9 protein-coding genes are annotated in these 15,152 nt (G+C 40.3%); 8 read left to right on the top strand and 1 reads right to left on the bottom strand.

What is annotated here, in order from left to right:
• The first annotated feature begins 92 nt into the window (after positions 1 to 92).
• The 5 genes from NML75_RS07950 to NML75_RS07930 all read left to right on the top strand — a co-directional run bounded on the left by NML75_RS07950 (position 93) and on the right by NML75_RS07930 (position 5,185).
• Positions 93 to 935 carry an amino acid ABC transporter substrate-binding protein gene (locus NML75_RS07950; RefSeq protein WP_070676983.1) on the top strand — a complete coding sequence of 281 codons (843 nt, stop codon included), beginning with the start codon at positions 93 to 95 and terminating at the stop codon, positions 933 to 935.
• 153 nt (positions 936 to 1,088) lie between these two features.
• Complete coding sequence (locus NML75_RS07945) at positions 1,089 to 1,943, top strand: MetQ/NlpA family ABC transporter substrate-binding protein (protein ID WP_070676984.1); 855 nt, start codon at positions 1,089 to 1,091, stop codon at positions 1,941 to 1,943.
• A gap of 120 nt (positions 1,944 to 2,063) precedes the next feature.
• A complete protein-coding gene (locus NML75_RS07940) occupies positions 2,064 to 3,437 on the top strand; it encodes a M20 family metallopeptidase (RefSeq protein ID WP_070676985.1) in 1,374 nt (457 codons plus the stop codon).
• The gene (locus tag NML75_RS07935; RefSeq protein ID WP_070676986.1) at positions 3,430 to 4,491 is read left to right on the top strand and encodes a methionine ABC transporter ATP-binding protein; all 1,062 of its coding nucleotides are present in this window, start codon (positions 3,430 to 3,432) and stop codon (positions 4,489 to 4,491) included. The genes NML75_RS07940 and NML75_RS07935 overlap by 8 nt, the downstream gene beginning before the upstream one ends.
• Before the next feature lies 1 nt (position 4,492).
• On the top strand, positions 4,493 to 5,185 hold the full coding sequence (locus NML75_RS07930) for a methionine ABC transporter permease (protein WP_070676987.1): 693 nt from the start codon (positions 4,493 to 4,495) through the stop codon (positions 5,183 to 5,185).
• 22 nt (positions 5,186 to 5,207) lie between these two features.
• Here NML75_RS07930 and NML75_RS07925 read toward each other — a convergent pair whose 3' ends face one another.
• Positions 5,208 to 5,780 carry an MptD family putative ECF transporter S component gene (locus tag NML75_RS07925; protein ID WP_070676988.1) on the bottom strand — a complete coding sequence of 191 codons (573 nt, stop codon included), beginning with the start codon at positions 5,778 to 5,780 and terminating at the stop codon, positions 5,208 to 5,210.
• Between the two features lie 195 nt (positions 5,781 to 5,975).
• Between NML75_RS07925 and hisS the strand changes: the two genes are divergently transcribed.
• The 3 genes from hisS to NML75_RS07910 form a co-directional block, all read left to right on the top strand.
• Positions 5,976 to 7,253 carry a histidine--tRNA ligase gene (gene hisS, locus NML75_RS07920; protein WP_070676989.1) on the top strand — a complete coding sequence of 426 codons (1,278 nt, stop codon included), beginning with the start codon at positions 5,976 to 5,978 and terminating at the stop codon, positions 7,251 to 7,253.
• A 273-nt stretch (positions 7,254 to 7,526) separates the two neighbouring features.
• The gene (locus NML75_RS07915) at positions 7,527 to 13,841 is read left to right on the top strand and encodes a G5 domain-containing protein (RefSeq protein ID WP_254804362.1); all 6,315 of its coding nucleotides are present in this window, start codon (positions 7,527 to 7,529) and stop codon (positions 13,839 to 13,841) included.
• A gap of 133 nt (positions 13,842 to 13,974) precedes the next feature.
• On the top strand, positions 13,975 to 15,152 hold a 1,178-nt coding region (locus NML75_RS07910; RefSeq protein WP_254804361.1), incomplete at its 3' end, for an Ig-like domain-containing protein.

The following is a 15,152-nucleotide window of genomic DNA, read 5'->3' as shown; positions in this document are numbered from 1 at the left end:
AGAAAACCTATGGCAAATATAGAAATCATATAATGGCGCAATCCTAATTTTTCTGTTAAGATAAGACTGTATTTTATTTTGGAGGAAATATCATGAAAAAAATCGTTAAATATTCATCACTTGCTGCCCTAGGGCTTGTTGCTGCAGGTACATTAGCAGCTTGCTCAGGTGGTGAGAAGAAAGATGCTGCATCTGGTGAAGCAACATCTGGTAAGAAAGAAATCGTTGTAGCAACTAATGGATCGCCAAAACCATTTATCTATGAAGAAAATGGTGAATTGACAGGTTACGAGATTGAGCTTGTTCGTGCTATCTTTAAAGACTCAGACAAGTATACTGTCAAGTTTGAAAAGACAGAGTGGTCAGGGATTTTCCCAGGACTTGATAGCGATCGTTACCAAATGGCCGTTAACAACCTTAGTTATACCAAAGAACGTGCAGAGAAATACCTCTACGCAGCGCCAACTGCTAAAAACCCTAACGTTCTTGTTGTGAAGAAGGACGACACTAGTATCAAGTCTCTTGATGATATCGGTGGAAAATCCACTGAAGTCGTTCAAGGAACAACCTCAGCTAAACAATTGGAAGCATACAACACAGAACATGCGGACAATCCAACTATCCTTAATTATACTAAGGCAGATTTCCAACAAATCATGTCTCGTTTGAGCGATGGACAATTTGACTATAAGATTTTTGACAAGATCGGTGTAGAGACAGTTATCAAAAACCAAGGTTTGGACAATTTGAAAGTCATCGAACTCCCAAGTGACCAACAACCTTATGTTTACCCACTTCTTGCCAAAGGTCAAGATGAGTTGAAGGCTTTTGTGGACAAACGCATCCAAGAACTCTATAAGGATGGAACGCTTGAAAAATTGTCTCAACAGTTCTTTGGTGGTTCTTACCTGCCAGCAGAAGCTGACATTAAATAAGTTTGTAAATCATCCACTCTCTCGTAGGTGGATGATTTTGCAACTTTTAGACATATAGTTTCAAACTATATGTCTGCCTATCTAATAACAATTTGCGAAATCAAATAAAGTATGAGATACTATTACGGTATTATTTTTAAAGGAGAATGAATCATGAAAATCAAAAAATGGTTAAGCGTAGCAGCTATCGCTACAGTAGCAGGCCTTACACTTGCAGCTTGCGGAAATTCAGACAAGAAAGCGGACAATAAAACTACAGTTAAAATTGCGACTGTTAACCGTAGCGGTTCAGAAGAAGCACGTTGGGACAAAGTCCAAGAATTGGTTGAAAAAGACGGAATTAAATTGGAATTCACAGAGTTTACAGACTACTCACAACCAAATAAAGCAACTGCTGATGGTGAAGTAGACCTGAACGCTTTCCAACACTACAACTTCTTGAACAACTGGAACAAAGAAAACGGTAAAGATCTTGTAGCGATTGCAGATACTTACATCTCACCAATCCGTCTTTACTCAGGTTTAAACGGAAGTGAAAACAAGTACACTAAAGTGGAAGAAATCCCAGATAAGGGTGAAATCGCAGTACCTAACGATGCTACAAACGAAAGCCGTGCTCTTTACTTGCTTCAATCAGCTGGTTTGATCAAGTTGGATGTTTCAGGAACTGCACTTGCGACAATCGCAAACATCACAGAAAATCCAAAGAACTTGAAAATCACTGAATTGGACGCTAGCCAAACAGCTCGTTCATTGTCATCAGTTGATGCAGCTGTTGTAAACAACACTTTTGTTACAGAAGCAAAATTGGACTACAAGAAAGCACTCTTTAAAGAGCAAGCTGACGAAAACTCAAAACAATGGTATAACATCATCGTTGCGAAAAAAGATTGGGAATCATCACCTAAAGCTGATGCAATCAAGAAAATTATCGCAGCTTACCACACTGACGAAGTGAAAAAAGTCATCGAAGAAACTTCAGACGGCTTGGATCAACCAGTTTGGTAATAAACACAGGGAGGTGGGAGAGATTTTTCCACCTCTTGCTTTTATATAGAGCCTAAAACAAATGAAATCCACTTGTATTGATTCTAAAGGTACAAGTCCTAGTAGAAAGGTAGAGAGAAAATGGTTTTCCCTAGCCAAGAAGAACAAATTGAAAAGTTTGAAAAGGATCATGTAGCGCAACATTATTTTGAAGTTTTGCGTACCTTGATTTCTAAAAAATCAGTCTTTGCCCAACAAGTTGGCCTGAAAGAGGTGGCTCGTTATCTAGGTGAGATTTTTAAACGTGTTGGTGCAGAAGTTGAAATTGACGAGAGCTATACAGCGCCTTTTGTCATGGCACATTTCAAAAGTTCACGACCAAATGCCAAGACTATCATTTTCTACAACCACTATGACACAGTACCTGCAGATGGTGATCAAGTCTGGACAGAGGATCCTTTCACGCTTTCTGTGCGTGATGGTATTATGTATGGGCGTGGGGTGGATGATGACAAGGGTCATATCACTGCTCGTTTGAGTGCTCTTAGAAAATACATGCAACATCACGATGATCTTCCAGTCAATATCAGCTTCATCATGGAAGGGGCAGAGGAATCGGCCTCTATGGATTTGGATAAATATTTAGAAAAACATGCGGACAAACTTCGAGGTGCAGATTTATTAGTCTGGGAACAAGGAACAAAGAATGCCTTAGAACAGTTAGAAATCTCTGGTGGAAACAAGGGAATTGTGACCTTTGATGCCAAGGTCAAGAGTGCAGACGTCGATATCCATTCTAGCTATGGTGGAGTCATCGAATCAGCTCCATGGTATCTCATTCAAGCTTTGACAAGTCTTCGCGCTGCCGACGGCCGTATCTTGGTAGAAGGTTTGTACGATGATGTGCAGGAACCAAACGAACGTGAGTTAGCCTTGGTTGAAACCTATGCCCAACGCAATCCAGAGGAAATCAGTCAGATTTATGGCTTGGAATTGCCACTTTTACAAGAGGAACGTACAGCCTTTCTAAAACGTTTTTTCTTTGAACCAGCGCTCAATATCGAAGGAATTCAGTCTGGTTATCAAGGTCAAGGAGTTAAAACGATTTTGCCAGCAGAGGCTAGTGCCAAGCTAGAAGTCCGTTTGGTTCCAGGGCTTGAACCCCATGATGTTTTGGAGAAAATCCGAAAACAACTAGACAAAAACGGTTTTGATAAGGTAGAATTGTACTATACCTTGGGTGAGATGAGTTATCGAAGTGACATGAGTGCGCCGGCCATTCTCAATGTTATTGAGCTAGCCAAGAAATTCTATCCACAGGGCGTATCTGTCTTACCGACAACTGCTGGTACAGGTCCTATGCATACGGTATTTGATGCCTTAGAAGTACCTATGGTTGCCTTTGGTCTAGGAAATGCCAATAGCCGAGACCACGGTGGAGATGAAAATGTGCGAATCGCCGATTATTACACCCATATTGAATTAGTAGAGGAGCTGATTAAAAGTTATGAGTAGAGACATTATCAAATTAGACCAGATTGATGTGACTTTTCATCAAAAGAAGAGAACTATCACAGCGGTCAAGGATGTGACCATTCACATCCAAGAAGGGGATATCTACGGGATTGTAGGATATTCTGGAGCAGGGAAATCAACCCTGGTTCGTGTTATTAACCTTTTACAAAAACCATCTGCAGGTCGAATTACTGTAGATGATGATGTGATTTTTGATGGTAAAGAAACCTTAACTGCCGGACAATTACGTCGTAAGCGTCAAGATATTGGGATGATTTTCCAACACTTTAACCTTATGAGTCAGAAGACAGCAGAGGAAAACGTAGCTTTTGCCCTCAAACACTCTGGACTTAGTGAGAAAGATAAGAAGGCTAAAGTAGCAGAATTATTAGACTTGGTCGGATTGGCTGACCGTGCTGAAAACTATCCTTCACAACTTTCTGGTGGACAAAAACAGCGTGTAGCCATTGCGCGTGCCTTGGCCAATGATCCAAAAATCTTGATTTCTGACGAGTCAACTTCTGCCCTAGACCCTAAGACAACTAAGCAAATCTTGTCTCTTTTACAAGATTTGAACCGTAAACTAGGTTTGACCATTGTCTTAATTACACATGAGATGCAGATTGTCAAAGACATTGCTAATCGTGTGGCAGTCATGCAGGATGGCCGCTTGATTGAAGAAGGTAGCGTTCTTGAAATCTTCTCAGATCCTAAGCAACCATTGACCCAGGACTTTATCTCAACGGCTACTGGTATCGATGAAGCTATGGTTAAGATTGAAAAGCAAGAAATCGTGGAGCACTTATCTGAAAATAGCATTTTGGTACAACTCAAGTATGCAGGAGCTTCTACAGATGAGCCGCTTTTGAATGAATTATACAAACACTATCAAGTAACAGCCAATATTCTCTATGGAAACATTGAAATTCTTGACGGCACTCCTGTGGGTGAGCTTGTGGTTGTTTTGTCTGGAGAAAAAGAAGCACTGGCAAAAGCTCAAGAAGCTATCCATCAGGCTGGTGTACAACTAAAAGTATTGAAGGGAGGACAGTAAGATGGCAGACTTGATCCAAACATATTTACCAAACGTCTACAAGATGGGTTGGTTAGGTCAAGCGGGCTGGGGGACAGCTATTTACTTAACACTTTATATGACAGTTCTTTCCTTTATCATTGGAGGATTCCTAGGACTAGTTGCAGGACTTTTCCTCGTCTTAACTGGACCAGGTGGCGTCTTAGAAGATAAATTCGTCTTTTGGGTTTTGGATAAGATTACCTCAATCTTCCGTGCGGTTCCTTTTATCATTCTCTTGGCTGTCTTGTCACCCTTCTCTCATTTGATCGTAGGGACAAGTATCGGGCCAAATGCGGCTATCGTACCCCTATCTTTTGCAGTTTTTGCCTTCTTTGCTCGTCAGGTTCAAGTAGTTTTATCAGAGCTTGATGGTGGTGTCATTGAGGCGGCTCAAGCAAGCGGAGCGACATTCTGGGACATTGTGGGTGTTTACCTATCAGAAGGACTTCCAGACTTGATTCGCGTGACGACTGTAACCTTGATTTCACTAGTCGGTGAAACAGCTATGGCGGGAGCAGTTGGAGCAGGTGGTATTGGTAACGTAGCTATCGCTTATGGTTTTAACCGTTACAATCACGATGTGACTATTCTTGCGACCCTCATCATTATCTTGATTATCTTTTCTATCCAATTTTTGGGAGATTTCTTGACCAAGAAATTAAGTCATAAATAAAAAAGAGCCAGATGGCTCTTTTTTATGATGTTTTATGTTCTAATTTCTTACTAAGTGCTTGTCCAATCAGGGCACCAAGTAAAGCGCCGATGAGAACACTTGTGATAAGGATGAGGATATTAGCAGGATTCGGTGCAACCATAATGCGGTCAATATAGTCCTGGGATTTCCCACGAGCGACAAGAGTTGCGATATAGGCTTGAGGGGTCAACCACATGAGTAGGATGGGACCAGTAGTACCAAAGGCAAAAACTAGGAAGGAAAGAAGGTTTTTAACCTTATCCTTGTAATGTCCTAGGTGAGCGATGCCATCTGCTGCAAGACCGCAGATAATACCTGGCAGAAAGGCTCCAGCTCCATGCTTGCTCCCGAGGAAAAATAGAGAAATTACAAGTCCAATCGTAGTAATCGCTCCAAAACGAGGAACCTTTGCTAAAAGGATCATATAGACGCTACCACCTACTAGGGCTGCAAAGGCAGGGGCGTAAAACATATTTCCAGTGTGGTCGACAAGGCTCCCTAGTAGAACTCCCACTCCGATACAGAGAAAGTAGACAAGGGCAGCAACAAGGGTTGTCAAGATATTCTTTTTCATAAGTTCTCCTTCGTATATCTGATGGTTTTCATTGTATCATGCCTGTGGCAGATTGTAAATGCTAGTTGAAATCAGGTATTTGGGTGAAAATGATTACAACTGTGCATGGTCAAAGCTATTTCTTTACTCCTCTGACTGTCCCAATCCCTTTATTTATGGTAAAATAGGACTATTAAGTTAGAAAGAGGATTCTCTATGAAATTACAAAAACCAAAAGGAACGCAGGATATTTTACCTACTGAGTCTGCCAAGTGGCAGTACGTTGAAGGCTTTGCGCGTGAAATCTTCAAACGCTACAACTACGCAGAAGTACGTACCCCAATTTTTGAGCATTACGAAGTCATCAGTCGTTCTGTTGGAGATACAACTGATATCGTAACCAAGGAAATGTATGATTTTTACGACAAGGGTGATCGCCATATTACCCTCCGTCCAGAAGGAACTGCTCCAGTCGTCCGCTCTTATGTGGAAAACAAACTCTTCGCACCTGAAGTGCAAAAGCCAAGCAAGTTCTACTACATGGGGCCAATGTTCCGCTATGAGCGCCCACAAGCAGGTCGTTTACGCCAATTCCACCAGATTGGTGTGGAGTGCTTTGGCTCTAGCAATCCAGCTACCGATGTAGAAACGATCGCTATGGCAGCTCACTTCTTGAAAGCAATTGGTATTCAAGGTGTCAAACTGCACCTCAACACCCTTGGAAATCCTGAAAGCCGTGTGGCCTATCGTCAGGCCTTGATTGACTATTTGACACCGCTCAAGGAGACCTTGTCTAAGGATAGCCAACGTCGTTTGGAGGAAAACCCTCTTCGTGTCTTGGACTCGAAGGAAAAAGAAGACAAGGAGGCAGTGGAGAATGCACCATCTATCTTGGATTACCTGGATGAAGAAAGCCAAGCCCACTTTGATGCTGTTCGTCAGATGTTGGAGAATCTAGGAGTAGACTATATCATCGATACCAATATGGTGCGTGGTCTGGACTACTACAACCACACCATCTTTGAGTTTATTACAGAGATTGAGGGCAATGACTTGACAGTCTGTGCAGGTGGTCGCTACGATGGCTTGGTTGCTTACTTCGGTGGTCCTGAAACTGCTGGCTTTGGCTTTGGACTTGGTGTAGAGCGTCTTCTTTTAGTCCTTGAAAAACAAGGAGTGGCCCTACCTATCGAAAACACTCTCGACGTCTATATTGCTGTCCTTGGTGAAGAGGCTAATCTGAAGGCCTTGGAGTTGGTACAAGCTCTTCGCCAACAAGGCTTCAAAGCGGAGCGTGATTACCTCAATCGTAAACTTAAAGCTCAGTTCAAGTCAGCAGATGTTTTTGGAGCTAAGACTCTTATCACTCTGGGAGAGAGCGAAGTCGAAAGTGGACAAGTCAAGGTTAAGAACAACCAAACTCGAGAGGAAGTAGAAGTTTCGCTTGAAACTATTAGCAAAAACTTCTCGGAAGTATTTGAAAAATTAGTATAAAAGAACCAAAAAAGCTAGGGAAAAACTCCTAGCTTTTTTGAATAAAAAGTACCAAAAAGACACAAATATTAGAAAAAATAGCAAATAAAAGGTGTTAGTTGGATAAATCAAAATTTTGGTTAAAATTTATTGACTTTCCCTCGTGGTCACTGTATTATTGTATAGAATAGAATGAATATATTGCGCCCTAATTTAGGTATGATAAAAATATTTATGCATAATTCAAATCTTATAAAGAGATGATGGCTAAATGAGAATTTGGAGAAAAAGGAAATGAATATTAAAAAATCAACAAAATATTCACTATTGACAATTGGGATTTTAACTACCTTCCAATTAAGTCAAGTGCATGTCAAAGCTGATACAATTGATTTTTTAAATAATACAGTTGTTCAAAATCAGGATGAAAAAGACACTTCATTAAATAAGAACTTAAATGAAAAGAGTGCAACTACTGCTACAGACAAGAAAGAGGCGATAACTAATGAGGGTAAGTCTGCAGTTTTAACGCCAGAAGACTCTACTACTACAACGGAAGTGGCAGAAAAGGAAGCAGACAAGGCTCCTGCTGAGAAGGAAGTTGCTGGAGAGAAACCAGCAACAGAACAACCTGTCCAAGAGAAACCACATGTAGAACAAGCAGATAAAGAAAAGTCAGATAAAGGGGGAAAAGAGCAACCAGAAGCTGAGAAGAAAAGCAAAGCAGAAACATCAGTTGCTGAGGGGGATAAGAAATTATCCGATGCTTCTAAAGAGAAAACTCAAGAGGCATCTACAATCCCTAAAGTTCGTCGCAGAAGAGCTGCTGCTAGCAATACAAAAGTATATGAAGATGCAACATACGGTAAGTATGTAAAAGCTACGGATTTCGGATTAGATACAACAGGTAAGGTTGAAGCAAGTGATTCTCTTCAAAAAGCTCTGAAAGCAGCCAATGAGGTCGAGGGAGGAGCTGCCGTAATGGTTTCAGGGAATGTCCTCTTGAAGAAAACCTTGGTTATCGATGAGAACTATGCCAATGTAAAAGGTTTGATTGGTAGTGGTCCAAGTCGTAACAATACAAAAATTGTGTTTAACAAAAAGCAAGATGGAGAGCACGATCCTGAAACAAACTTGACGGATAACCGTTACGAGTCTGCGGTCCTCATTCAAAATCAGAATAACTTTACTGTAGGCCGCTTAACTGTTGAGCACGCCTATGATTCATCAGACTACACTAAGGATAATGAGTTTTACCGTAAAGGAAAATCTTACTTTGGGCGTTCAAACGGTATCTACGTAAACGATTCTTCAAATGTTACGATCAATGATGTTCGTGCTATGAAATTCAACAGAGCCGGTGTCTTCTTTAGTTCAAGCAAGGCGACAGCTCAAGAGTATGATGCTAGCGGTAGACCAATCCGTTACAGCAGTATCTCTGAGAAGGTTTCAAATGAAGTCAAGTCTATTGGAGATCCAGATGTTCCTATCATGGACGGTAACAAGGTAACCAACTCTTTCCTTCATAACAACCGTGTTGCTGGTGTTATGTTCGGTTACCAACGTAATTTTGTGGTAGACAATAATATCCTGTCATACAACGGTCATGTGTTGGACGGTGGTACTGGATATGGTGCTGCCTCAATGGCAGGGTCTTATAATGATGGCATTACCTATACTGGAAACTATACAAACTACAACTACCGTAAAGGCTTGGATATTCACGACGGGAATAAGATTCTCATCGAAAATAACGTCTCACTCGGAGACCGTTTGAATGGTATTGAGGTCTATAACCGTGCCAATCCAATGACAGATGTCATTATTCGTAACAACAAGGTAACACAAGATCCAAACTCTAAGTTGGAAAACGATGATGATGATCCAGCTCGTTACCGTGGTTACACAGCCATCTCTATCCTGACAAATGAGAAAAACCATAAATGGACCAAACCTCTTGATAAAGGTCGTTATGTCATTTCAAATAACACCATTGAAGGTTTAACAAAATCATTTGAAAATGGACAACTAGGAACATTTGGTATTCTCTTTAGAAACAACGAAAGTTCAAATGATTATAGCCTAAAAATTGAAGGAAACACCATCACTGGTGATTCGACAGACTATATCATCTCTGTCAACAACAATACTGCTCAAGCATCTAGAGGTGTTGAAGGTGGCGGTTCAGGTGACATCACTATTTCAAGAAACAAGATTGAAGTAGATGACATCAAGCAGTTACCGATTTACATCAATGATGATACAACTTATGTAGCAAGTGTTATTGACCGTACTACTGGAAAACGTGTCAACAAGGTTACAAAAGTACCATTTACTAAGACTAGAGGAAGTATCAATATTGACAACAATGAGTTGACTGTATCGAAAATTAAATCAAGATGGAAGAATGCGGTCGCTATTGAAAGTACAAACGCAGCTTCTATTGACGTCAATAGCAATACCTTCAAGTATAAAGACAATGAGCCATGGCAACGTTACGATATCACTCGTAAAACAGACGGAGCAGTTATCAAAGACTTGATGCAAGCTTTCTTTGGTATCAACCGTCTCAACGATAGTGTTAAAGTAACAGCAACAGACAACAAATTCATCGCAGACACACCAAACAAAAATGGTTTCTTTAGACTATACAATGGGGAATGGGTGAACTTGAATGCTAAGAGTAAGAATGTCTTCCTAGGACGTAACACCCTAGACGGCAAACCATTAGCTCCAGTGGATATCGTTGGTGATAAAACGGTTGAAACACTTCGTACAACGACAATAACAGAGTACATCATCGAAACTCGTGAGACAGATGAACTTCCTATCGGATTTAAGGAGACTGTTCAAAAAGGTGTCGCTGGTAAGAAAGTCAATGTATACAAGATTACCAAAGTTGGTGATACAGTAGTAGGACGTCAGATCATTTCTGAAGAAACAATCTTGGAACCTACAAAAGAGATTATCTTGATTGGTACAGCGACAGAAACCTTTGAAACTGTCTCTGAGAAAGAAACGGTCGAATACGATACAGAGGTTAGAACGGATCCAACAAAACCAAAGACTTACCAATTTGAAAATCAAGCTGGTAAGAATGGTTCTGTTGAAAAGACTTACCAAATCAGAAAACTGAATGGTAAGGAAGCTGGTAAGACTTTGACGTCTGAAAAAGTGATTGATCAACCAGTTAAACGTATTATCACAGTTGGTAGTGCAGTAGAAAAAGTAGAATACACTACTGAAATCAAAGATGTAGACTTTGAAACTGTCATCGAATATGACTACACGAAACCAAAAGGTTACGAAGAAGTCCGTCAAGACGGTGAGAAAGGTCGAATTGAAAAGCAATACAAACTGACTTACCTCAATGATGAACTTGTTGACCGTGCCTTGGTCAATGAAAACACCCTCAAAGAGAAGAAAGACAAGATTATTATTAAAGGTCTGGGTGTGGTTGTCTCAGTCAGATCCGTAGTTGTTGTCGAAGAAAGAGACTTCAACAAGGTCATTGAAAAAGACGAAACCCAACCTGAGGGTTACAACAAGGTTACTCAAGTGGGTTCCCCAGGGGCAATAACAATAACCTATGAAGTCACCTATGAGGACGATATTGAAGTTGCTCGCAAGGAACTTTCGAAAGTGGAAGATCCAAAAGCGATTGATGAAATCACTGTAATCGGAACTTCTAAAATGACAGAACGTACAGTGGATGAGCAGATTGATGTTCCGTTTAAGACAATCTATATCGCTGACAATACACTTCCGGCAGGTGAAAGTGTTGTCGAGGAAGAAGGTAGTCCTGGACAAATTATCCGAACATTCTTGGTAAGCTATAAGAATGGTAATGAGATTAGTCGTACTATCGTTTCGGAACACAAGGTTACAGATGCGGTCAATCGTGTCGTCCGTGTCGGTAATTCAACACCTATTGTTGAGACAACGGAACTTGTAGAAGAAACAGAAGTAATTGACTACAATACTGTTGAGGAATTTACAGACCAACTTCCTTCAGGAACAACTAAGATTATTCAGCCTGGTAAGAAGGGGCAAAAGACAAGTCGCTACTCTGTAACTAAGGTGAACGGTGAAGAAACTTCTCGAACATTTGTTGAATCTAACATCACTATAGAGCCTGAGGATAAAATCATCCAAGTAGGAACTCGTGTTAAAGAGGTTAGAGAATCAAGTGAGTCAAGTCCAATTCCATACACTGTAATAGTTCGCAAAGATATTACGAAACCAATTGGTTATAAGGTCGTGGAAGTTGAAGGTCAAGACGGAGAACAATCAGATCTCTATAAAGTTACCTATATCAACGGAGCAGAAACAAAACGCGAACATCTTAAGACAACAGTTGTTAAAGAAGCTATCAATAGGGTCATCGTCGAAGGTGCAGGCGTGGAACGAACTCTCTTAGAGATTCAAGAAGATAAAGTCGCCAGCACAACTGAGTATCGTAATGATGATACTCTTCCAGAAGGTGAAACAAAAGTTGTTCAGGTTGGTGAGGAAGGTCTCCTTCGCAAGACAATCGAAAAACAATACTTCAATGATGAATTGCGTTCTACGAAATTGGTAGACAGCAAACTGATTAAAGAAGCAACTCCAACTATCATCTTAGTAGGTACAAAACATGTACCGACGATCAAGGTAGAACAGGATACACAAACTGAGAAGATTGCCTATAAGACTCAAAAAATCGAAGATCCTGACCTACCAAAAGGAGAGACCAAGGTAGTTCAAGTAGGGCAAAATGGAATCATAGAAAAAGTTTACCAACTAACTTACAAAGATGGAGTCTTAATCAAGACAGACTTGATCAGTAGCAAGGAAGTTCAGAAAGTCCAAGATGAGATTATCCATATCGGTACTCAAGTCACTGAAACTGAGGAAATCAACGCAATAAGTCCAATTCCATACAATGTTATTATCCGTAAGGATAAGACCAAGCCAGTTCGATACAGCTTTGTTGAAGTAGAGGGCCAAGAGGGAATTCAAACAGACTACTATCAAGTAACTTACGTCAATGGCAAGGAAACTAAGCGTGAACACCTCAGAACAGTCATTACAGCTCAACCTGTCAATAAAGTCCTAGTTGAAGGTTCTGGTATCGAACGCACAATCTTCGAAATTCAAGAAGAGAGAATCACAAGATCAACGGTATTCCGTAATGATGACACTCTTCCAGAAGGTGAAACGAAGATTATCCAAGAAGGTCAAGATGGTCTAATTCATAAGACAATCGAGAAGCAATACTTCAATGATGAAGAACGTTCTTCAAGACTAATCGAAACTAAAGTTGTCAGAGAAGCAGTTCCAACCATCATTTTAGTCGGAACAAAACATGTTCCAAATATTACAGTCAAGCAAGAAACTAGAACCGAGGAAACTGATTTTAGAACTGTGACTGTTATAGATGAAAGTTTGCCGAAGGGTGAACATAAACTTGTTCAAGAAGGTCGTGCAGGTCTAGTTGAAAAAGTCTATCAACTAATCTACAGAGATGGTGTTCTGGTCAAGACCGATTTGATTAGCGTCAAGGAGTTACGTCCAGCTCTAGAACAGATCATCCATATCGGTTCTCAAATTACTGAAACTAGGGAAATCAGCACAACAAGTTCAATTCCTTACAATATCATCGTTCGTGAGGACAAGACTAAGCCTGTTAGCTACCGTCTGGTCGAAGTAGAGGGCCAAGAAGGAACTCAAACAGACTACTATCAAGTAACCTATGTCAATGGTAAAGAAACTCAACGTGAGTATCTAAGAACTGTGATCACGACTCAACCTGTCAACCAAGTTCTTGTGGTGGGTACTGGAGTTGAGCGTACAGTCCTAGTAACTGAGGATGAGGTCATTACTCATCAAACAGAATATCGCAATGATGATAGCTTACCAGAAGGTGAAACTAGAGTCTTCCAAGAAGGTCAAGATGGACTCATCCATAAGACTTTTGAAAAATACTACTTCAATGATGAAGAACGTTCTGCAACATTGGTTGATACGAAAGTTATCCGAAAAGCAGTAAATCGTGTTATTTTGATAGGGACAAAACGAATTCCTACTATTACACAAGAGGAACTCATCCAAGTAGAAGAAATTGACTTTGAGAAACAAATAGTTGAAAATCCTAAGTTTGCTAAAGGTACACAAATTCTTCTACAAAAAGGTAAACCAGGAAAACGTCAATATATGTATCGTTTGACTTTGAAGAATGGAGTTGTGATTAAGAAAGAATTGCTTGGCTCAGAAGTCTTAGAAGAACCACAAACAGAGATTATTGAAATCGGAACACTGGTTGAAAAACCACAGGCTCACATCCCTGAGTTTCAACCACTGGTTGAGAAGCCAGAATTGAAACCCGAATCGAAACCAATGGTACCAGCCGATAAGGTTATCCCAGCAATTCCAACTCTTAAACAGGAGGAGGAAATGAAGCCATTAGCAGTTTCAGCTCAAGAACCTCAAACAGCTGAAGCGCCAGTTGTCCAAGACCAGCTCCTACCAGAGACTGGAGAACAGTCAAACTGGTGGTTAAGTCTTATTGGAATTCTGATGATGTTCTTAACATTTATTGGTCTCAGTGATAAAAAATCCGACCATTGAAGACTATTTTTATATAAAAAGTTAGGAAACTGAACATTTTTGGAAGGAAAAGTGGAATATTATAAAAAATAGCTTGTAAACGAATTCAAAAAATGCTATGATACATTTGATTAATTAAAAGGAGTTTATTGTGATGAAGAATTCACAACTTAGCACTACGCGTATTTTAGCGATGTTAAGTATCTTAGTTCTTTCATTGGCGACACTGACGACAGTTTTCGCTACTGAAGTAACTCAATATACTATGCACACAGAAGTTAAGGTTGATGGTAAACCTATAACTGCGGACAAAAAGATTACGACTGGTCGTGTCTTGGAGGCAACAAATAGCCTTACTTTCCCAGACTCACAAGCGATTAATGCTGGGGATACTTTGACTTTGGACCTTCCAAAAGAATTGGAACTTGTTACTAAACTTGAGTTCCCAATCCTTCACGCCAACGGTGAAAAGGTTGGTGATGCCGTAACGGATCCAAAAACTGGTAAAGTAACCATTACTTTCACGGACTACTTCTCTAAAAACTACAAAGACAAAGTCATGTCTTTGAAATACTCAGTTCGTCCGAACGCAACAAATTTGAAAGAATCTGGTAAGTACACATTTAAGTTTGGTGAAGAAACTTACAATGTAACCTATGAGCAATACGTAGGTACTCCAGGTGACTATGAGTACAAATACGGTTACCAAGACAAAGAAAACCCTAAACGTATCAAATGGCGTATCCTTTTGAATGCTGTTCAAGATAAAATGGATAACATGGTTATCGAAGATGACTTCAGTGATAAAGGTCAAGTTCTTGTAGAAGGTACATTGCGTGCAGTTCGTTACCCAAAACAACCAAACAGAATCCAAAATGAAAATGAACTCTTCAAGTTGACTCCAGACGATAACTTCACTAAGACAGCTGAATTCACAAGAAATGCAGCAGGTCAAATCACAGGATTCAAATTTGAACTAAAAGAAGTTTGGGGCTGGCCAATTTGGATTGAGTATTCAACAGAACTTACAGAAGATCTTCCAGCAAAAACTAAAGTAGCTAACACATTGAAGTGGAAAGCAACTAACTTCCCTAATGAACGTACTATCACTAAATATACTCGTTTAGAGACTGGTTCAGGTGAAGGTAGCGGTGATAAGACTACAACAACGACAACAGAGTCAACAACTGCAGCTCCAACAACAACCACAACGACAACAGAGTCAACAACTGCAGCACCAACAACAACCACAACGACAACAGAGTCAACAACTGCAGCTCCAACAACAACCACAACGACAACAGAGTCAACAACTGCAGCACCAACAACAAC

This window comes from Streptococcus sp. CF4-3, assembly GCF_024295385.1.
In the GTDB taxonomy this organism is placed as follows: domain Bacteria; phylum Bacillota; class Bacilli; order Lactobacillales; family Streptococcaceae; genus Streptococcus; species Streptococcus infantis_I.
This window is presented reverse-complemented; position numbering and strand designations above follow the sequence as displayed.

What these genes read in the sequence shown, in the direction of transcription:
- NML75_RS07950 (WP_070676983.1), top strand. Translation starts at nt 93, where the DNA reads ATGAAAAAAATCGTTAAATATTCATCACTTGCTGCCCTAGGGCTTGTT.
- NML75_RS07945 (WP_070676984.1), top strand. Translation starts at nt 1,089, where the DNA reads ATGAAAATCAAAAAATGGTTAAGCGTAGCAGCTATCGCTACAGTAGCA.
- NML75_RS07940 (WP_070676985.1), top strand. Translation starts at nt 2,064, where the DNA reads ATGGTTTTCCCTAGCCAAGAAGAACAAATTGAAAAGTTTGAAAAGGAT.
- NML75_RS07935 (WP_070676986.1), top strand. Translation starts at nt 3,430, where the DNA reads ATGAGTAGAGACATTATCAAATTAGACCAGATTGATGTGACTTTTCAT.
- NML75_RS07930 (WP_070676987.1), top strand. Translation starts at nt 4,493, where the DNA reads ATGGCAGACTTGATCCAAACATATTTACCAAACGTCTACAAGATGGGT.
- NML75_RS07925 (WP_070676988.1), bottom strand. Translation starts at nt 5,780, where the DNA reads ATGAAAAAGAATATCTTGACAACCCTTGTTGCTGCCCTTGTCTACTTT.
- hisS (WP_070676989.1), top strand. Translation starts at nt 5,976, where the DNA reads ATGAAATTACAAAAACCAAAAGGAACGCAGGATATTTTACCTACTGAG.
- NML75_RS07915 (WP_254804362.1), top strand. Translation starts at nt 7,527, where the DNA reads ATGAATATTAAAAAATCAACAAAATATTCACTATTGACAATTGGGATT.